General features: G+C 61.2%; 18 protein-coding genes. 13 read left to right on the forward strand and 5 right to left on the reverse strand.

Annotation, left to right across the window (positions count from 1 at the left end; all coding sequences use genetic code 11):
- The first annotated feature begins 115 nt into the window (after positions 1-115).
- Entirely contained in the window at positions 116-1,489 is a 1,374-nt protein-coding gene (locus MHM85_RS09840) for a diguanylate cyclase (protein WP_139525964.1), read from the forward strand.
- A gap of 45 nt (positions 1,490-1,534) precedes the next feature.
- Positions 1,535-2,068: a copper chaperone PCu(A)C gene (locus MHM85_RS09845; RefSeq protein ID WP_139525963.1), complete on the forward strand. Its 534-nt coding sequence runs from the start codon at positions 1,535-1,537 to the stop codon at positions 2,066-2,068.
- Positions 2,069-2,097: 29 nt separating this feature from the next.
- On the opposite strand, the gene MHM85_RS09850 is transcribed toward MHM85_RS09845, so the two are convergent.
- Both MHM85_RS09850 and MHM85_RS09855 read right to left on the reverse strand, forming a co-directional pair.
- Positions 2,098-3,459: a PepSY domain-containing protein gene (locus MHM85_RS09850; RefSeq protein ID WP_139525962.1), complete on the reverse strand. Its 1,362-nt coding sequence runs from the start codon at positions 3,457-3,459 to the stop codon at positions 2,098-2,100.
- Between the two features lie 126 nt (positions 3,460-3,585).
- Positions 3,586-3,957 (reverse strand): DUF2946 family protein, encoded by a 372-nt coding sequence (locus MHM85_RS09855; protein ID WP_176558217.1) that lies wholly within the window; start codon positions 3,955-3,957, stop codon positions 3,586-3,588.
- 341 nt (positions 3,958-4,298) lie between these two features.
- On the opposite strand from MHM85_RS09855, the gene MHM85_RS09860 reads away from it, so the two are divergent.
- The 8 genes from MHM85_RS09860 (at position 4,299) to MHM85_RS09895 (ending at position 11,816) form a co-directional block, all read left to right on the forward strand.
- Positions 4,299-5,183, forward strand: a complete 885-nt coding sequence (locus MHM85_RS09860; RefSeq protein WP_139525960.1) for an urease accessory protein UreD — start codon at positions 4,299-4,301, stop codon at positions 5,181-5,183.
- A 34-nt stretch (positions 5,184-5,217) separates the two neighbouring features.
- Positions 5,218-5,520: an urease subunit gamma gene (gene ureA, locus MHM85_RS09865; protein ID WP_139525959.1), complete on the forward strand. Its 303-nt coding sequence runs from the start codon at positions 5,218-5,220 to the stop codon at positions 5,518-5,520.
- Positions 5,521-5,543: 23 nt separating this feature from the next.
- A complete protein-coding gene (locus MHM85_RS09870; RefSeq protein WP_139525958.1) occupies positions 5,544-5,852 on the forward strand; it encodes an urease subunit beta in 309 nt (102 codons plus the stop codon).
- 111 nt (positions 5,853-5,963) lie between these two features.
- A complete protein-coding gene (ureC, locus tag MHM85_RS09875) occupies positions 5,964-7,679 on the forward strand; it encodes an urease subunit alpha (protein ID WP_139525957.1) in 1,716 nt (571 codons plus the stop codon).
- 148 nt (positions 7,680-7,827) lie between these two features.
- A complete protein-coding gene (gene ureE / locus MHM85_RS09880) occupies positions 7,828-8,358 on the forward strand; it encodes an urease accessory protein UreE (RefSeq protein ID WP_139525956.1) in 531 nt (176 codons plus the stop codon).
- Positions 8,348-9,061, forward strand: a complete 714-nt coding sequence (locus tag MHM85_RS09885; protein ID WP_139526238.1) for an urease accessory protein UreF — start codon at positions 8,348-8,350, stop codon at positions 9,059-9,061. The genes ureE and MHM85_RS09885 overlap by 11 nt, the downstream gene beginning before the upstream one ends.
- 27 nt (positions 9,062-9,088) lie before the next feature.
- Positions 9,089-9,721: an urease accessory protein UreG gene (gene ureG, locus MHM85_RS09890; RefSeq protein ID WP_139525955.1), complete on the forward strand. Its 633-nt coding sequence runs from the start codon at positions 9,089-9,091 to the stop codon at positions 9,719-9,721.
- Between the two features lie 307 nt (positions 9,722-10,028).
- Positions 10,029-11,816, forward strand: a complete 1,788-nt coding sequence (locus tag MHM85_RS09895) for a methyl-accepting chemotaxis protein (RefSeq protein ID WP_139525954.1) — start codon at positions 10,029-10,031, stop codon at positions 11,814-11,816.
- Here MHM85_RS09895 and MHM85_RS09900 read toward each other — a convergent pair.
- Genes MHM85_RS09900 through MHM85_RS09910 form a run of 3 tightly spaced genes read right to left on the reverse strand, consistent with a single transcriptional unit; the run spans position 11,813 to position 15,955 of the window.
- Entirely contained in the window at positions 11,813-13,777 is a 1,965-nt protein-coding gene (locus MHM85_RS09900) for an aconitate hydratase (protein ID WP_139525953.1), read from the reverse strand. The genes MHM85_RS09895 and MHM85_RS09900 overlap by 4 nt on opposite strands.
- A gap of 60 nt (positions 13,778-13,837) precedes the next feature.
- Positions 13,838-14,746 carry a hydroxymethylglutaryl-CoA lyase gene (locus MHM85_RS09905; protein WP_139525952.1) on the reverse strand — a complete coding sequence of 303 codons (909 nt, stop codon included), beginning with the start codon at positions 14,744-14,746 and terminating at the stop codon, positions 13,838-13,840.
- 12 nt (positions 14,747-14,758) lie between these two features.
- Positions 14,759-15,955 (reverse strand): CoA transferase, encoded by a 1,197-nt coding sequence (locus MHM85_RS09910; RefSeq protein ID WP_139525951.1) that lies wholly within the window; start codon positions 15,953-15,955, stop codon positions 14,759-14,761.
- A 182-nt stretch (positions 15,956-16,137) separates the two neighbouring features.
- On the opposite strand from MHM85_RS09910, the gene MHM85_RS09915 reads away from it, so the two are divergent.
- From MHM85_RS09915 to MHM85_RS09925, 3 genes are read left to right on the forward strand one after another with little or no spacing between them, the layout of a single operon-like run.
- The gene (locus MHM85_RS09915; RefSeq protein ID WP_219862193.1) at positions 16,138-17,049 is read left to right on the forward strand and encodes a LysR substrate-binding domain-containing protein; all 912 of its coding nucleotides are present in this window, start codon (positions 16,138-16,140) and stop codon (positions 17,047-17,049) included.
- Positions 17,046-17,771: a haloacid dehalogenase type II gene (locus MHM85_RS09920; protein ID WP_239285802.1), complete on the forward strand. Its 726-nt coding sequence runs from the start codon at positions 17,046-17,048 to the stop codon at positions 17,769-17,771. Before MHM85_RS09915 ends, MHM85_RS09920 begins: the two co-directional genes overlap by 4 nt.
- Positions 17,768-18,676, forward strand: a complete 909-nt coding sequence (locus MHM85_RS09925) for a LysR family transcriptional regulator (RefSeq protein ID WP_219862188.1) — start codon at positions 17,768-17,770, stop codon at positions 18,674-18,676. Before MHM85_RS09920 ends, MHM85_RS09925 begins: the two co-directional genes overlap by 4 nt.
- Positions 18,677-18,679: the final 3 nt, after the last annotated feature.

Below are 18,679 nucleotides of genomic sequence, written 5' to 3' on the forward strand. Positions count from 1 at the left end.
CTCGTTTCATGTAGAAAAGAGGGGGCTTTTTGCTTAAAACCCTGCGCTGAGTAGGTTTTGGCGCTGCGTTTTATGTGTAACATGGCCAGTTTCAACAACAATCGTTGGGTGGGGTATGCGTTATAAAGACAAACATCAGCTCGCTGCCGAGTGGCAGGCACTCCTGGAGCGCACGCCGGTGGCGCTTCGCCAGGCGGTGGAGACGCTGGTGGAATCCCGCCGCGATATCTTTGCCGATCATTTTTATCAAGTGATGTTGGAAGACCCCCACGCGTCGCTGTTTCTCTCCAATGAGCAGGTAAAAAACCGGCTGCACCCCTCCATGCAGCGCTGGCTCAGTGCTATGTTTGCCGTCGAGCATGCGGATTTCGAATCGCTGGTCGAGCAGCAGGAAAAGGTTGGCCAAGTGCATGCGCGTATCGATATTCCCGTGAATTTAGTGCTCAACGGCGCGCGACAGTTGAAGCAGGCGCTGTATGCGCACATTCACGCTACCCTGGGGGCGGAACTCTCCTCCGGCGAGGCGGCGGTGTATGTGTCCGATCATATCGATATGGCGATGGAAATCATGAGCCACGCCTACTCCGTGGCCAACAATCGCAATACCCGCACCGAAGAAGCCTATAAGCTGTTCTCTTTGACCCAGAGCATCGGCGATGAGCGCGAGCGGCAGCGTTCGGCGCTGCTCGATTGGGAAAACGCACTGATGTTTGCCGTCGCTGCGCAGCAGGCAACGACGGCTTTACCCCGATTAGCCAGTTCCGAGTTTGGGCTTTGGTATCACCACAAGGCGTGTCACGCCTTTGAGGGCGCGCCGGAAATTACCACCATTTCACGGCATGTTCGCCGCGTGGACGAGGAGTGGCTCGCCCAGCTAGGCGACTCAGACAGCCAGCGTCGCCTGACCGCGTTGAGCAGCATTCGCGATGCGGCTCGCACGATCTTGATGCTGTTGGATGACGTTCTGGATCGCGCCTCGGGGCTCGAAGCAGGCCGCGATAGCCTGACGCGTTTGCTCAATCGCAAGTTCCTCTCGGTGGTGCTGAACCGTGAAATAGAGATCGCGCGCCACTCGGAAAAGTGTTTTGCGCTTCTCATGGTGGATATCGATCACTTCAAGGCGATCAACGATACCCACGGCCATGACGCGGGCGACCATGTGCTGCAGCAGGTGGCCAGCATTCTCGACCGCTCGACCCGGGGCGGTGACTACGTGTTCCGCATGGGCGGTGAAGAGTTTTTGATCGTGCTAGTGGATACGGACCAAGACGGTAGCCGCCTGTTTGCCGAGCGGCTGCGCCACGCCGTGGCCAAAGAGCCGATGTTGGCCGCTGCCGATACGCTGCTGAACGTCACGGTGAGTATCGGTGTCACGCTGCACGATGGTCACCCCGATTACCAGCGCTCGATGCAGCGTGCCGACCAAGCGCTGTACCAAGCGAAACGCAGTGGGCGCGACCGGGTGGTGGTGGCCGCTGCCACTGAGTAATATCGCTGTCTGCCTTGTTTCGGTCATTTATCTACGGAGAACACCATGTCGATGCGCGCTACGCTACTTACAGCACTGTTGATGATGAGTACCCCGCTGTTGGCGGCCCATCACGGTGGCGATTCCTCTGAGGCGATGGCAGGGCACTCCGCTATCGAAGCGGAGCAACCCTGGACCCGTGCCACGCCGCCGGGAGCGGGGGCGGGCGGTGGCTTCGTCACCCTTACCAATCACGGCGATGGCGACGACATGCTGATAGGAGCGACCAGTCCGGTCACCGAGCGTGTCGAGATTCACATCATGGAGATGGACGGCGATGTGATGCGCATGGCCCCCCTGCCCGGTGGCATCGAGTTACCGGCAGGTGGGAGCGTGACGCTCGCGCCGGGCGGCTTGCACTTGATGTTGATGGAACTGGACTCACCCATCGTCGAGGGTGAGCCCGTCCCCGTGACGCTGGAGTTCCAACACGCCGAGCCGATGGAGATCGAGCTTCGGGTGCTGCCCGTAGGGGAGTCTCCAGAGGGTCACCACCATGAAAGTGGTCATAGTCATGGCCATAATCACGCGGCGCACTAAGCAGCCCGCCGCGTCAGTCTACCGCCCCGCTAGCCTTGGCGAGCGGGGCGGCGCTCTTGCAATGGCCGCACGATCAGCCAGTCGATGATCAGCATCACGAGCAGCGACGCCCCAACGAGCGGAAACAGCACGCCGCCTATCACTAACATGGCGATCAGCCCACGAAACACGCGCTTATCAGTGGGCAAGGGCGGCACGCCCATGCCCCCCGAAGGACGGCGTTTCCACCACATCACACCGGCCGCCACGCACATCACGATGATCGCGATACACACCGCCAGCAGCACGAGCTGATTGATCAGCCCAAACTCCTGCCCCAAATGTACATTAATTCCAAACTCCAGCCAGCGACCGAGCGGGCCGTAGTCGGCGTAGCGCATATCGATTAGCGGCTTGCCGCTGTACTGGTCGAGGTGGACCACGCGCTGCTGGGACAAGTCATCGGGATAAATCGAGCCGGTGTACACCCCGGCGGCCGTGGTAGGTAGGTTGACCGTGTAGCCCTGCTGCAAGCCCAGCGCTTCCAGCTGCGCCACGGCGTTGTTCAACCCAATGCGCGGGGTGGGCGCGGCGGGCGGTGTCGATTCCGGCACTTGCGCCTGCTCCAGCGACCAGCTCGTGCTGCCCTGGTCGCTCAGGTAGGCGTTGGACATCGGCACTTCAACACGCACGCCGGACGGGTAGCCAAAGTTATTGCCGTTGGCCCACTCATTCACCTGCGCGCCCCACACCCCCGACCACGGCATGCCGGTAATGGCCAGAAAGACGATAAACCCGCCGACAAAGAGCCCCAGCACCGCGTGCAGGTCGCGCCAGAATACGCGGCTTTTGGGCTTGCCGCGCACGCGCACCACGCCGCCGCTACCTTTGCGTGGCCACCACAGATAGATGCCCGTGGCGACCAGCAAGATCGACCAGCCCGCGGCCATCTCGATCAGCTTGCGCGGCGTTTGCCCGAAAAATTTAAAGCTATGCAGGTAGCGCACGGTCCACATCACCGTGCCCCGGTCATCCAGCGAGCCCAGCACCTCGGCAGTGTACGGGTTCACATAGACGGCCAACCGTTCTCCGCTAAGGGCATTGACGGTAATTTCAGCCGAGCTTTCCGGCGTGGTGGGGGAGGTGTACTTCACCGCCGTGCCGGGGTGCGCCTGCAGCGCGGCGCTCACGAGCGTTGCGGGTAGCTGCACGTCCTGCTGTGCCTCCACGCGCTTGAGATCGGAGTGGATGAGGCCATCCAGCTCGTCATCGAACAGGTAAAGCGCTCCGGTCAGCGACAGAGTAATCAAAAAAGGCAGGACTAACAGGCCTGCATAAAAGTGCCAGCGCCAAACGGCGCGATACAGATCGAGTGACGCTTTGCGCGCCACCTGGGAAGACGGCATCGTCATACAACGCTCCAAGTGCCCGTGGCGCCGCGCCGGGCGTACCAGCGACGTCACGGGCAAAATAAGTGGTTAGCCACACCCGTTATGGGGTGGCCCGTCATGGGGTGGCAAAGGGGAAAGATCGGTGCGTTAAATGAGGCGTGGCGACGGTGGGGCGCGGGAGTGAGCGTGGGGATAGTGACGTGACACTGCAGCGCGCGAAGCGAACACCGAGGGCAGGGGTGTACGCGATGGAAATGCCGTGCTGCCAATGGCGGGTAAGTGTTGAGGGGCGGTCGGCGTATGCTGCCATAAGCCGCAATAATCACAGGGGTGATACCAGCGGTGGAGCGGATCATGGTCGTGCGGCGACGGGGCGGGCGACGTCGTAGAATGCGTGGCATGCTGGCCATGGGCATGCGCGGTAGCGTGGCCCTGCGCTTGAAACTGCGAGAGGAGCGGCCCGGCAAATACCAGAAAGAGCGCCGCGAACGCCAAGTAGAGCGCTACACGGTACCCCATGGAATTTGCCGAGCGGAAAGGTCGCATCTCACACTATGCTTTGTAAGCGGCTTAAAGAGAGAGAATTGTACAGCTTGACGCGTGAGCAGCGCACTCAGTGCCGTATATGAACGCTGTGGTGTATTGCCGCGAAGGACGCCTTCGGTCATTGAGACTATTTGGTGCAATATCGGATGGCGGTGCTCTTTTTTGGTGCTTGAGAGCGGTAATGAAACGCATGTCGGTAGAGGTAGACCGCGATGTGGGTGGCTGCGCAGCGCCGATACCACGCTTTCACCATTTTGGCGCACTCTTTGCATTCGTAAGGCAATGATGTATCCACAAGGAAGCGATAGCGCCCCATGATGCTGAGCGAACTTGCCCCACCCGCCGCCGATTCAGGCCACCGTTTCGATGCCGAGCGCCGCTGGGCCGCCTCGCTGGCGCTACGCTTTGCCCATCGCGATGGTGTTACCCGGCTAGTGCAGGCGCGCCACCAAGGACCGTTACGGGTGCAGCGCCCGTTCTATCCAGAGGGCAGCCATGAGGCGTGCCACGTATACGTACTACACCCGCCCGGGGGGCTGGTGAGCGGCGATGCGCTGACCATTCGTGCCCATGTCGAGCGCGGCGCACACGCGCTGCTCACCACCCCCGCTGCCAACAAGCTCTACAAAGCTGACAGCCAAGGTGTGGCTTGGACCCAGAACACCGAGCTGACGGTCGAAGAGGGCGGCGCCTTGGAGTGGCTGCCCCAGGAAACCATCGCGTTCGATGGCTCAAAGGGCACTCAGCGCACCCATATCGCGCTACAGGGCCGAGCCCGCTGCTTAGGCTGGGAGGTAATGGCCCTCGGCCGCCCGGCAAGCGACCTGCCCTATGTCTCCGGGCGCATCGAGCAGCACTTTCGCTTGACTCTGGATGGCAAACCGCTGTGGCTTGAACGCCAGCCGCTCGACCCCGGGCACCCACGCTTTGTGGGCCGCTGGGGCCAAGGCGGCGCAACGGTGCAGGCCACGCTCTGGGCGGTGGGCATCGACGATGCCGCTGCGGCTATTGAAGCATTGCGTGAAGCGCTGCCGAGCAACTCCCGCTGGGCGGTGACCGTTCGCCATGGCGTACTGCTATTGCGCTATTTAGGTGCATCCCGAAATGAGGCCTGGGCGCTGTGTGAGCAGGCCTGGCACCTACTGCGGCCCCGTTGGATCGAGCGCAAGGCGCACACGCCGCGTATTTGGCTAACCTGAATCTATCTTTCGAGCACTGCTGGAGAGCAGCCCTATGGAGTTAACCCCACGAGACAAAGACAAGCTGATGCTGTTTACCGCGGCTCAGCTTGCCGAACGCCGCAAATCGCGCGGCCTGAAACTCAACTACCCCGAAGCCGTGGCGCTGATCAGCTTCGAGATCATGGAAGGCGCACGGGATGGCAAGAGCGTGGCCGATTTGATGAGTTACGGCCGCGAGATCCTGACCCGCGACGACGTGATGGAGGGCGTGGCGGAGATGGTCGATGAAGTGCAGGTGGAGGCCACCTTCCCCGACGGTACCAAGCTGGTCACCGTTCACACCCCAATCAATTAACCGTCCACCGCTAGGAGAGCGCCATGATTCCCGGTGAGTATCAGTTGCAAGAAGGTGATATCGAGCTGTGCGCGGGCCGAGAACGCATCACCGTCGAGGTGGCCAACACCGGCGACCGCCCCATTCAGCTGGGGTCCCACTACCACTTTGCCGAGGCCAACCCGGCGCTGGTGTTCGACCGCGACAAGACCCGTGGCTACCGGTTGGACGTCGCCGCCGGCACCGCCATCCGCTTCGAACCTGGCCAAACCCGCGACGTCACGCTGATACCGTTCGTCGGCAAGCGGGAAATCTACGGCTTCCGTGGCGATGTGATGGGGCCGCTCGATTAGCCAACGGATTAATAAAGAACAACCGTCGGTAGGGCGGGCATCGGCTGGGTGACTGTTCACACAGCCGATGACCGCCCAGCACTGGACTCAACGCTTGAGGCAGAGGCAAATATGAAATCGGTAAACAAGATCAGTCGGCAAGCCTACGCCGATATGTACGGCCCCACGGTAGGCGACCGCGTGCGCCTAGGCGACACCGAACTCTGGATCCAAGTCGAAAAAGACGCCACCCACTACGGTGAAGAAGTGAAGTTCGGCGGCGGCAAGGTGATCCGCGATGGCATGGGCCAAAGCCAGCGCCAGGATGCCTCGGTGATGGACACCGTGATCACCAACGCGCTGATTCTGGACTGGTGGGGCATCGTCAAAGCCGATGTGGGGCTGCAAAACGGCCGCATCGCCGCCATCGGCAAAGCCGGCAACCCCGACACCCAGCCCGATGTTGAGATCGTGATCGGGCCTGGCACCGAAGTGATCGCGGGCGAAGGCAAAATTCTCACTGCAGGCGGCATCGACGCGCATATCCACTTCATCTGCCCCCAGCAGGTGGAAGAAGCGCTGATGAGCGGCGTCACCACCATGCTCGGCGGCGGCACCGGCCCCGCCACCGGCTCCAACGCCACCACCTGCACCCCCGGCGAGTGGCACATTGGCAAGATGCTGCAAGCAGTGGACGATCTGCCCATGAACATCGGCCTGCTCGGCAAGGGCAACGCTAGCCTGCCGGAGGGGCTCGAAGCGCAGTTGGAAGCCGGTGCCATGGGCCTCAAACTCCACGAAGACTGGGGGACTACCCCGGCCTCTATCGATAACTGCCTGAGCGTGGCGGAAAAGTACGACGTGCAGATCGCCATCCACACCGATACGCTCAACGAATCCGGCTTCGTGGAAGACACCCTGGCGGCCTTCAAAGAGCGCGGCATCCACACCTACCACACCGAAGGCGCAGGCGGCGGTCACGCCCCGGACATTCTCACCGCCTGCTCCAAGGAGTATGTGCTTCCGTCCTCCACCAACCCCACACGTCCCTACACGGTGAACACCATCGACGAGCACTTGGATATGCTCATGGTGTGCCACCACCTGGACCCCAATATTCCCGAAGACGTGGCCTTTGCCGATTCACGTATTCGTCGCGAAACCATCGCCGCCGAGGATATCCTGCACGACCTGGGCGTGATCTCGATGATCGCTTCCGACTCCCAGGCCATGGGCCGGGTGGGCGAAGTCGTCTGCCGCACCTGGCAAACGGCGCACAAAATGAAGGTGCAGCGCGGCCTGCTGCCGGAAGACGAGGCGATGGGGGCCGATAACCTGCGCGCCAAGCGTTACATTGCCAAGTACACCATCAACCCTGCGATTACCCACGGCATCGCCCATGAAGTGGGCTCGATTGAGGTAGGTAAACTGGCGGATTTGGTGCTGTGGAAGCCCGCGTTCTTCGGCGTGAAGCCATCGCTGATTTTGAAAGGCGGCATGATTGCGGCTGCACCCATGGGCGACCCCAACGCCTCGATTCCTACACCGCAGCCGGTGCACTACCGCCCCATGTTCGGCACCTTTGGCCGCGCGGCCAGTCAGGTAAGGCTCAACTTCGTCAGCCAGGCCGCCATCGATGCGGGCATCCAGGAGCGGCTTGGCCTACAAAGCACGTTGTCCGCCTGCAAGAACGTGCGCGGCGTGCGTAAAAAGGACATGAAGCTCAACGACGCCTGCCCAGAGCTCACCGTCGACCCGCAAACTTACGAAGTGCGCTGCGACGGCGAACTGCTCACCTGCGAGCCCGCCAACGAACTGCCGCTGGCGCAGCGGTATCACTTGTTTTGATTGAGTTGTTGCCCGGGGCGCCGGGGGTAGGCCTACGAGAGGGCGCTGTAAATACGTCCCTGTACGCTACTTTTGCCATCCATGGCAAAAGACCCTCTCTACGGCCTACCCCCGGCTCAGCCTTCAAGGATCGAGAAAGGATGAGAGCATGCTGAAATTAATTGAGCGCTTAGGGCCGATAGACGAAAGCACCGCCAGCGACACGCTGACACTGCCCTTCGAGCTGCGCATTCGTGGCCGCTTGAAAGCCGAGAGCGATAGCGGCCGCGAGCTGGGGTTGTTTCTGGATCGCGGCCCGGTATTGCGCGATGGCGATGGCCTGAAGGCCGACAATGGGGAGGTCGTCCGCGTGTGCGCCGCGATCGAGCCTGTAGTGACCGCGCGAGTGAGTACTGGCTTACCCCTGGCCCGGCTGGCGTACCACCTCGGCAATCGCCATGTGCAGCTGGCACTGGGTGAAGACGAGCAGGGCGGCTGGGTACGTTTTCCACCCGACCACGTCCTCGAAGAGCTGGCCGAGCTGCTAGGCGCGACGCTCGAGCACCACAACGCCACCTTCGACCCCGAACCCGGCGCCTATAATCAAGTGGGTGGTGGGCATTCGCACAGTCATCACCACGCTCATTCCCACGACCACGACCACGACCACGACCATGTGCACCACCACCATGCCCACTGAGCCGCCATCCGACCTCGCGCTGCTCGGGCTGATGCAGCTCGTTAGCCCCGCGCTGCCCATCGGTGCCTTTGCCTTCTCGCAAGGGCTGGAGAGCGCCTTTGAGCTGGGCTGGGTGAGTGACGAGCAGAGCCTAGCCGAGTGGCTCTCCGGCGTGCTGGACGATGGCTTGAGCCGCTGCGAGCTGCCCGTGATCGAGCGGCTACATCGCGCTTTCGAACAGCAGGATGGCACCGCCGTTGCCGAATGGGATGACTGGCTGGCCGCTACCCGTGAAACCGCCGAACTCGCCGCCGAAGATAGCCGCCTTGGCGCCTCGCTCAAGCGGCTGCTGGGTAGTCTCGACCTGTTACCCCAACATGAACGGCTGCCTAGTGAAGACTCACTCACGCCCTTGCTGCCGCCTCAGGCAGGCTATGTCACGCTGTTTGCCTGGGCGGCCTACCAGCGTGGCATTCCGGTGCGTCAAGCGCTGCTGGGGTTTGGCTGGGCGTGGCTGGAAAACCAGCTTGCGGTGGCCTGTAAGGCATTACCGCTGGGCCATACGGCGGCGCAACGCATCATCGAACGGTTACGGGGAGAGCTGGTGACGGCGGTCGACCAAGCGCATCAACTCGACGATGACGAGCTTGGCCCCGCTCTGCCAGGCGTCGCGCTCGCCAGCGCTCTACACGAAACCCAATACTCCCGCCTGTTTCGAAGTTAGCGGGCGTTATCCATTAGGAGAAACATCATGACTCACTGTTTACGCGTTGGCGTGGGTGGCCCGGTCGGCTCCGGCAAAACCGCCCTGCTCAAGCAACTCTGCTCGGCACTGCGCGACCACTACGATATCGCCGTGGTCACCAACGATATCTATACCCGCGAAGACGCCGATTTCCTGCTCAAGCACGATGCGCTGCCCGCCGACCGCATTCTCGGTGTCGAAACCGGCGGCTGCCCGCACACGGCGATTCGGGAAGATGCCTCCATGAACTTGGCGGCCATCGATGAGTTACACGCCCGTCATCCTAAGTTGGAGCTGGTGCTGGTCGAATCCGGCGGGGATAACCTCTCTGCTACCTTTAGCCCCGAGCTTTCCGACCTGACGCTCTACGTCATCGATGTGTCCGCTGGCGATAAGATTCCCCGCAAAGGGGGCCCGGGCATCACCAAATCGGACCTTCTGATCATCAACAAGATCGACATCGCCGAGCAGGTACACGCCTCGCTGGAGGTGATGGAGCGCGACTCGAAGAAAATGCGCGGCGAGCGGCCGTTCGTGTTCACCAATCTCTACGACGGCGTGGGCCTCGAAGAGATCATTCGCTTCATTCTCGATAAAGGCATGCTGGAGGAGCGACGCCCGCAGGTGGCCACGGCCTAACTGCTCACGACGCTCGACGCATAAAAGACGCATAAAAAAGCTGCCCAGCCCGGGAAACCCGGTGCTGGGCAGCGTTGTTTCGTGGCTGGCACCGCGCCAAAACGGGCCGTCCCTGGCCACCACTTCGACACCATGAACCGATAATCGATCGATAACCTTAACCCATGTTATGAAACGGCTGTTCATACGCTAATTTACTGTCCATAAACTAAAAAACGCATCCCAAGCTAAAGCTGATGGCAAGTAGGTCGATAATGAATTTACAAAAATTCAAATATCTGACCACGACTCCATTGGAAGAAACGTCATGACGAGTAATCCCCCCTCCACGCTGAAAAAGCGCCGTTCGAGTCTGCAAACCAAAGTACTGATGTTGGTGCTGCTTCCTTTGCTGCTGGTCACCGTTGCGCTGGTGTCGTTTGATGCGTATAGCCGCACGCAAGATACTCAGGAGATGTTGGCCGAACAGCGCAACATGTTGATCGAAGAGCGCCGAGCAGCCGTCCAAGACATTGTCCAAGTGGCCATGACGGCCATTGCCCCGATCTATGAGGCAGCAGGGCCTAACGATGAAGCGGCGAAACAAGAAGTGGCCAGTATCATCCGTGCTATGCGGTTTGAAGATAACAACTATCTCTTCATTTATGACTTCGACGGTAACAATATCGTCACGGCACCCGCTCCAGAGCGAGAGGGAACCAATATGATCGATGCGCAAACGCCCGATGGCACCTATTTGATTCGTGACATCATCGAGCTTGCTCGTAGCGGAGGTGGTTATTATAGCTACGTATGGGATCACCCCGGCACGCAAGCCATGGAAACGAAGCACTCGTTCGTGGGGCGCCTCGAAAAGTGGGATTGGCTGATCGGTGCGGGGGTCTATGTGGTGGATATGGAAAACGCCTTGGCCGAGATCGAAACACGGGCAATGAGCGATTTACGTGACTCTATCGGGATCACTGTCCTGATGGCGGCTGCCTTGTTCATCGCGATAGCCATGCTGACGTATGCTTTCGTTCGTCGTTTGGTAGGCCCGATTAAACGCGCTGCTGATGCCATGCTTGATATTGCCCAGGGTCGTGGTGACCTAACCCGTCGTCTTACCATAGAGAGCAACGACGAAGTGGGGAATCTCGCTGTCCAGTTCAACGCCTTTGCTGGCCGCATGCAGGATACCCTGCGCGACGTACGCCGCAGCACCGTAAGCGTCTACCACTCGGCGGGCGACATTTCCCACAGCTCGGAAGAACTGGCGACGCGCACCGAGCAGGCAGCGGCCAACTTGCAAGAAACCTCGGCTTCCATGGAAGAGATCACGTCCACCGTGAACCACAGCGCCGATAATGCCCAGCAGGCCAACAAGTTAGTGCAGTCCACCGCCGAAGTGGCGCACCAAGGCGAAGAGGCCATGGGGCAGGTCGAGCGCACCATGCGCGATATCAACGACTCCGCCTCGCGTATCAGTGACATCATCACGATGATCGACGCGATTGCCTTCCAGACCAATATTCTGGCGCTTAATGCCTCGGTCGAAGCCGCCCGCGCAGGGGAGCACGGTCGTGGGTTTGCGGTGGTGGCTCAGGAGGTTCGCACGCTAGCCAGTCGCTCCAGTAACGCGTCGAAAGAGATCCGCGAGCTGATCGATGCATCCGTACAGCACACCCACACCGGTGCGGAGCTGGTCCGCAGTGCAGGGGCCACCATGCGTGACATCGTCGAAAGCGTCTCGAAGGTCACTGACGTGATCGGTGAAATCAGCGCGGGGGCCAAAGAGCAGAGCAGTGGCATTGGTCAGATCAACACCGCCGTGGCCGAGATGGACACCATGACGCAGCAAAACGCCGCCATGGTGCAAGAGGCCACCACCGCCGCAGCGGACATGCGCCGCCACGCCGAGCACCTGAACGAACTGATCAACTCGTTCGTGCTAGGAGAAGACAGCGCCTCAGCGCCGTCACGCAGCGGGGCGCGCCAAGCGTTGCCCGCCAGCGGCGCCAACGGCACGGGGGCGGGCCAGGAGCTCAAGCGTCCAGCCCTGGCCGCCAAGCCGTCGTCTGCCGAGCATAGCGCAGACGACTGGGAAGAGTTCTAAGCGTGACGCTGGCGCAGGTGGTTGATCACGCCACCTTGCGCGATCAGCTCCCGCTGGCGGGGGCTGAGACCATGATGTAGCGTCAGCTCGCCTTTACCGGGGACATGCGCGGTCAGCGTGTCCCCGCACTCCAGTTGCTCATAGAGATCTTCGATCACCAAGCGGTCGCCCTCTGCGGGTAGGGCATTGTCTTGCTCGCGGGTAAACGTCAGTGGTAGAGCCCCGAAGCAGATCAGGTTTTGCCAGTGAATCCGCGCAAAACTCTTCGCGACCACCACCTGTAGCCCCAAATAGCGTGGCACCAGTGCGGCATTCTCGCGGCTGGAGCCTTGCCCGTAATTCGCCCCGCCAATAATTGCGTGCCCGCCCTGGGTGCGGGTGCTGTCTGCGCGCTCGGCGTAGGTCGGGTCGACCGCCTCGAACGTGAACGGCGCCGACGCATACACGCTGCTCCAATACGGCAGCACCCGCTGTCCGGCGGGCATGATGTCGTCGGTGGAGATATTGTCTCCCGTGACCAGCAGGACGGGAATGTCGAGACGATGGGGCAGCGGGCTGAGTTCTGGCAGCGCGGGGGTGTTGTCGGTTTTCTGCAGCGCTTTCAACCGGGCTTCTTCAAGGGGAAGCGGAGCCTTGAACATGTCACGGTCCACCTTGACCTGGACGGGCTCCTGGGGGCGGGGGTAAGGCATGTCGAGGGTTCGCGGGTCGGTGATGACACCCTGGATGGCCGAGGCCGCCGCCGTTTCAGGGCTGCACAAGAACACGCTGTCTTCCCGCGTGCCGGAGCGCCCGGGAAAATTGCGCGGCACGGTACGCAGACTGTTGAGCCCCACGGCGGGTGCTTGGCCCATCCCGATACAGCCATTACAGCCCGCCTGGTGCAGCCGAGCGCCGCTGGCGACCAGGTCGGCCAGGTAACCCTGCTCGATGAGCGAGGTCAGCACCTGGCGGGAAGAGGGATTGATATCGAGCGAAACTCCGTCGGCCACCTGCTTGCCGCGTACAATCTCGGCCACCACGGCAAAATCTCGAAACCCCGGGTTGCCCGACGACCCGATGTAGGCCTGATGCAGCGGCTGGCCTGCTGCCTCGCGCACGGTGACGACGTTATCGGGGCTAGAAGGTAGCGCAATCATGGGCTCCAACTGGCTGAGGTCGAGCGTTTCGTGCAGGTCGTAGTGGCAGCCGGGTTCGGCGGCCAGCGCCACCCAGTCGGCTTCCCGGCCTCGGGAGGCTAAAAAGCGCCGGGTCTCTTCGTCACTGGGGAAGACCGTGGCCGTGGCGCCCATTTCGGTGCCCATGTTGGCCAATACATGGCGGTCCATGGCAGAAAGATGCGCAAGCCCCGGTCCGTAATACTCGATCATGGTGTTTTTGCCACCCGCCACGCCGTGGCGTCGCAAAAGTTCCAGCACGATGTCCTTCGCCGAGACCCAATCGGGCAATTGGCCTTCCAGTTTGATGCCCCAAATTTTCGGCATGGTGACATACAGCGGTTCGCCGGCCATCGCCATGGCTACTTCGATGCCGCCCGCACCAATCGCCAGCATCCCGAGCGCACCCGCCGCCGTGGTGTGGCTGTCGCAACCGACGATGGATTGGCCCGGCACGCCAAAGTTTTCCATATGCACCGGGTGGCTAATGCCGTTACCGGGGCCTGAATACCACACGCCAAAGCGCTCGCAGGCGCTTTTCAAAAACAAGTAAGTTTCGGCGTTCAGGTTATCGGCCTGCACCAAGCCGTGGTCGATGTACTGCACGCTGGGCTCGGTATGCACACGATCGAGCCCCATGGCTTCTAGTTCTAACATGACCAGCGTGCCTAGCACGTCTTGCAGCAGGGCTTGGTCGATGCGAAGGGCAATTTCACTGCCCGGGGTTAGCTCACCGCTGACGAGATGGCGTTGGAGCAGTTGCTGGGCAAGATTTAACGGTTGAGCAGAGGAGGTTGAGGTCATGGTCAGTTATCCGATTGTCGTTGTTATCGAAAGCTCAGAGGAGGTAGGGGAAAAACGTATTCAAGGCAGGGCGTAACGACGATCTGCGCTGCCGGCTTTCACCACTTGTCCGGGCGTTTCATGGCCAATCAATGCCGGTAGCGTGGCGGATATGTCCAGCAAGGCAGGCAAATTCACGCCGGTGGCAACGTCCATTTGCTCGAACATATGCACGAGGTCTTCGGTGCAAACATTGCCCGTGGCACCAGGGGCAAACGGGCAGCCGCCCAAGCCGCCCAGCGAGGCATCGAACCGGGTAATGCCCGCTTGCCACGCCGCTAAGGCGTTGGCCAGCCCCATGCCGCGGGTGTTGTGAAAATGCAGCGTAAACGGCACGCCGGGAAAGCGTTCGAGCACTTGGCGGCAAAGCGCCTCTACCTGGGCGGGGTTTGCCACGCCGGTGGTATCGCACAGCGTGACGCCCTCGACGCCCAGCGCTAGCTGCTGCTCGACGAGGGAGAACACGCGTGCCTCGGGCACGTGCCCCTCGAACGGGCAGCCAAAGGTGGTGGAGAGCGAAGCGTTGATGAAGACGCCGCTACCGCGCACCGCCTGAAGGATGGCGCCGAACTGTGTCAGCGACTCTTCCGGGGTCATGCGCAGGTTGGCGCGGCCGTGGGCGTTGCTGGCCGACATGACTAGGTTGATCTCGTCCACGCCACACGCCATTGCCTGCTCGGCCCCTTTGAGATTGGGCACCAGCACGGTCACGTCCACGCCCTCGCGGCGCTGGATGGCGCTCACCACGTCGGCGGCATCGCGCAGGTTGGGAATGGCTTTGGGCGAAACGAAAGACGTCGCTTCGATACGCGCAATGCCGGTGGCGGTGAGGGCATCGATCAGCGCAATTTTCTGCTCGGTAGGGATGAAGCGCTCTTCGCTCTGAAAGCCATCACGCGGGGCCACTTCGTTGATTTGTAACGTCGTCATGGGGGTCTCCACTTAGATGATGCCCGCTTGGCGTAGCTTGTCGCGGGTGGCGGCATCGATGCCCAGCTCGTCGAGTACGTCATCGGTATGCGCGCCGAGCGACGGCCCGCCTTGCCCCAGCCTGCCGGGCGTGGCACTGAGTTTGGGCAGTACGCCCGGTACCTTGAGCGGGCGGCCATCGGCGCGGGTGACGGTTTGAATCATCTCCCGGGCGAGGTAGTGGGGGTCGTTGGCGATATCGGCGGCGGTGTAGGGGAAGCCCGCCGGTACGCGGGCGTCGTCCAAGGCGCTGAGAATATCGTCGCGGCGGCGGGTCTGGGTCCAGGCTTCGATGGCCGCGTCGATCTCGTTGGCGTGCTGGCTGCGGCCATCGTTGTGGGCCATGGCAGGATGGTTGGCGAGGTCGTCACGGCCAATCACGCCCATCAAACGCTTGAAGATGCTGTCGCCATTACCGGCAATCAGCACATACTCGCCTTCGCAGGTACGGTAGGCGTTGGAGGGGGTAATGCCGGGCAGCGCGCTGCCGCTCGGTTCGCGCACCTGGCCGGTGGCGTCGAACTCCGGCAGCAGGCTCTCCATCATGGCGAACACGGATTCGTACAGAGCGACATCGATCTCTTGCCCCAAGCCGCTGCGCTGGCGCTCTTGTAGGGCCAGCAGTGTGCCGATGACCGCGTAAAGCGCCGAGAGCGAATCACCAATGCTCACGCCTACGCGTACCGACGGCTCGCCCGCGTGGCCGGTGAGATAACGCAGTCCCCCCATGGCTTCACCAATCACCCCAAAACCGGGCTTGTTGCGGTAGGGGCCGGTTTGGCCAAAACCGGACACGCGCACCATGATCAGTTTCGGATTGATCGTGGAGAGGGCCTCATACCCCAACCCCCAGCCCTCTAGCGTGCCCGGGCGAAAGTTCTCGACGATGACATCGGCTTCGGCGGCCAAGCGGCGCACCATCTCTTGCCCCTCTTCGCTGCGCAGATCCAGCGTGACCGAGCGCTTGGTACGGCTTTGCACATGCCACCACAGCGAGGTGCCCTCTTCGAGAATACGCCATTTGCGAAGGGGATCGCCGGTGCCGGGCGGCTCGATTTTGATCACGTCGGCGCCAAATTCGCCCAACAGCTTGGTGGCGAACGGCCCGGCGATGAGCTGGCCAAGCTCTACGACTTTAAGGCCATCGAGAGGAAGCTGGCGGGTGGTCATAATGAACGCTCCTGGTAATGCTGAGCCGTCGCGTCAGCGTGTCTGTATGCCTTGTTGTTCCTCAAGCATCTGTGAGCCTGCTGAGCATCACAATTAGGCAATCAGGAACTAGACGTTCGCCAGCGACGAACCCTTTCGCAGGCGACCGGTATGGCCTACTCCATAACGACGTGGTAAACGTGATGCTGCGATTCGATTTTGTAACGTTGAGGCTGTTCGTCGCGATTGCCGACGAAGGGCGATTGACCGCCGTTGCCGAGCGCGAACACTTGGCGCTGGCGGCCGTGAGCAAGCGGGTGAGCGATTTAGAAACGCTGGTGGGCACCGAGCTTCTCTATCGCCGCCCCCGCGGCGTGGAGCTGACCCCGGCGGGGCGCGCGTTTTTACACCACGCCCGACGTATTTTGGAGGACGTGGCACGGCTACAGGCGGAGCTGAGCGAGTATGGGGAAGGGGTGCGGGGGCATGTGCGCATTCACTCCAATACCTCGGCCATCATTGCGTTTTTGCCGCAAGACTTGAGCGCCTTTGCCATGGAGTACCCGCAAATCAAAATCGATTTGCAGGAGCGCACCAGCAGCGAGGCGATTACCGCCGTGCGCGATGGCGTGGCGGATATCGGCATCTTCGCCAGCCACGTCGCCGCCGACGAGCTGGAAGTGCGTCCTTACCGGCGCGATCAGCTGGTGCTGGTGACTCCCCACGACCATCCGCTGGCGGTGCATGACAAACTCTATTTACATCAGGCCGCTGAGTACGACTTTGTCGGTTTGCAGCAGGATGCCTCGCTGCAATCCCTGCTCCACGAGCAAGCGAGCCAAGCGGGACGCACCCTGCGCATGCGTATACAGGTGCGCAGCTTCGATGCCATTTGCCGCATGATTCATTACGGGATGGGCATCGGCGTATTGCCGCAGCGCACGCTGTACCGCGATTTGAACGATCTCAAGCTGCGCATGATACCGCTGGCCGACGACTGGGCCACCCGCGAGCTGGTGATCGGTATGCGCCACTACGCAGCGCTGCCCGTAGTGGCTCGCCACTTGGTCGATCACTTGCTCACTTCTACAGGCGCCATCGGAGAGACTCCATGACAACAACAGGCATTGCCCACGAGATTAAAGCGCTCACTTTCGATGTGTTCGGTACGGTGGTGGATTGGCGCGGTAGCGTCATCCGCGAAGGTGAACGGTTGAACCAGGCCAAAGGGCTGACTATCGACTGGGCGCGGTTTGCCGACGAGTGGCGAGCTGGTTACGCCCCCGCGATGAACCGCGTCCGCCAAGGCGAGCTGCCCTGGACCAAATTGGATGACCTGCACCGCATGACCCTCGACCGACTGCTGGTCGCCTTTGATATTGCCGAGCAGTTGGATGACGCCGAAAAAGCGCATCTCAACCGCGTGTGGCACCGCTTGAGGCCCTGGCCAGACAGCGTGGACGGTCTAACGCAGCTCAAGCAGCGCTATATTTTGGCCACGCTCTCCAACGGTAATATCTCGCTGCTAGTGAACATGGCGCGCCATGCGGGGCTACCCTGGGACTGCGTGCTCTCCTCGGAGCTTGCCGGGCACTATAAGCGCGACCCGGAGGTGTACCACATGGCGGCCCATCTACTCGACCTGAAGCCGTCGCAAATATTGATGGTCGCCGCCCATCAAGACGATTTGCAGGCCGCTCACCGGGAGGGTATGCGCACCGCCTTCGTGAAGCGCCCGTTGGAGTTTGGGCCCGATTCCACGCCGGACTTGAGCGTCGACCCCTGCTTCGATTTGGTCGCAGAAGACTTCCTCGACTTGGCGCGGCAGCTCTCATGAAACTCGATCCCACCTCGCTCAAGCTGTTCGTGAAAGTGGCCGAGCTGGGCACCATCACTGGCGCGGCGGATGCATCGTTCATGGCGACCTCTGCGGTGAGTAAGCGCCTGAGCGAGCTGGAGGCGTACTTCAATACGCCGTTGCTCAAGCGCAATAACCGGGGCATCGAGCTAACGCCTGCGGGCAGCGCACTGCTCAATCTTTCCCGAGGCGTTCTGCACAACTTAGAAGACCTCGACCTGCAGATGCGCGATTACGCCAGCGGCCAGCGAGGCATCGTGCGGGTCTTCGCCAATATGTCGGCGATCACCCAATACCTGCCTCATGAAATGCGTGCCTTTTTCGAGCGGCATCCGGATATTGGCGTGCAGTTGGAAGAGAAGGTCAGCCCGATCATCACCCGTGAAGTGATGAACAACAACGCCGACATCGGGGTCTGCGCGCAGATGCTGCACGGCTATGACCTGATCGAGTTCCCCTACCATGTCGATGATTTGGTGCTGGTGGTGCCCCAGCATCACCCGTTGGCCACGCGGGAGAGGGTGTTTTTTCAAGAATGTTTGGACTACCCCCACGTGGGTCTACACACCGCCAGCGCAATTAACTTAGAGATCATGCGGGCAGCCAGCCTAGCCAACAAAACGCTACGTATTCGTATTCAGGTGACCAGCTACGATGCGCTCTGCCTGATGGTACAGGCGGGGCTAGGCGTCGGCGTGCTGCCTCGTGGGGCGATTCGTCAGTACGTGGATGGGCTCAACGTGACCGTGTTACCGATCGAGGACGACTGGGCACGGCGCAAGCTGAGTATTTATGTCAAAGATTTAGACCGGCTTTCCATGGCGGCGCGAGTGCTGGTGGAGCATTTGACTCAGGCCGCCAACGGCGCTTCAACGACGCTTTGACGC

This window comes from Halomonas sp. McD50-4 (genome assembly GCF_022348135.1).
GTDB classification, from domain to species: Bacteria; Pseudomonadota; Gammaproteobacteria; order Pseudomonadales; family Halomonadaceae; genus Vreelandella; species Vreelandella piezotolerans.

Bases quoted from the DNA above. Each gene is read 5' to 3' on its own strand.
- ureG (WP_139525955.1), top strand. From the start codon at position 9,089: ATGACTCACTGTTTACGCGTTGGCGTGGGTGGCCCGGTCGGCTCCGGC.
- MHM85_RS09920 (WP_239285802.1), top strand. From the start codon at position 17,046: ATGACAACAACAGGCATTGCCCACGAGATTAAAGCGCTCACTTTCGAT.
- MHM85_RS09905 (WP_139525952.1), bottom strand. From the start codon at position 14,746: ATGACGACGTTACAAATCAACGAAGTGGCCCCGCGTGATGGCTTTCAG.
- MHM85_RS09860 (WP_139525960.1), top strand. From the start codon at position 4,299: ATGATGCTGAGCGAACTTGCCCCACCCGCCGCCGATTCAGGCCACCGT.
- ureC (WP_139525957.1), top strand. From the start codon at position 5,964: ATGAAATCGGTAAACAAGATCAGTCGGCAAGCCTACGCCGATATGTAC.
- ureE (WP_139525956.1), top strand. From the start codon at position 7,828: ATGCTGAAATTAATTGAGCGCTTAGGGCCGATAGACGAAAGCACCGCC.
- MHM85_RS09855 (WP_176558217.1), bottom strand. From the start codon at position 3,957: ATGGGGTACCGTGTAGCGCTCTACTTGGCGTTCGCGGCGCTCTTTCTG.
- ureA (WP_139525959.1), top strand. From the start codon at position 5,218: ATGGAGTTAACCCCACGAGACAAAGACAAGCTGATGCTGTTTACCGCG.
- MHM85_RS09900 (WP_139525953.1), bottom strand. From the start codon at position 13,777: ATGACCTCAACCTCCTCTGCTCAACCGTTAAATCTTGCCCAGCAACTG.
- MHM85_RS09850 (WP_139525962.1), bottom strand. From the start codon at position 3,459: ATGACGATGCCGTCTTCCCAGGTGGCGCGCAAAGCGTCACTCGATCTG.
- MHM85_RS09870 (WP_139525958.1), top strand. From the start codon at position 5,544: ATGATTCCCGGTGAGTATCAGTTGCAAGAAGGTGATATCGAGCTGTGC.
- MHM85_RS09885 (WP_139526238.1), top strand. From the start codon at position 8,348: ATGCCCACTGAGCCGCCATCCGACCTCGCGCTGCTCGGGCTGATGCAG.
- MHM85_RS09915 (WP_219862193.1), top strand. From the start codon at position 16,138: ATGCTGCGATTCGATTTTGTAACGTTGAGGCTGTTCGTCGCGATTGCC.
- MHM85_RS09840 (WP_139525964.1), top strand. From the start codon at position 116: ATGCGTTATAAAGACAAACATCAGCTCGCTGCCGAGTGGCAGGCACTC.
- MHM85_RS09910 (WP_139525951.1), bottom strand. From the start codon at position 15,955: ATGACCACCCGCCAGCTTCCTCTCGATGGCCTTAAAGTCGTAGAGCTT.
- MHM85_RS09845 (WP_139525963.1), top strand. From the start codon at position 1,535: ATGTCGATGCGCGCTACGCTACTTACAGCACTGTTGATGATGAGTACC.
- MHM85_RS09925 (WP_219862188.1), top strand. From the start codon at position 17,768: ATGAAACTCGATCCCACCTCGCTCAAGCTGTTCGTGAAAGTGGCCGAG.
- MHM85_RS09895 (WP_139525954.1), top strand. From the start codon at position 10,029: ATGACGAGTAATCCCCCCTCCACGCTGAAAAAGCGCCGTTCGAGTCTG.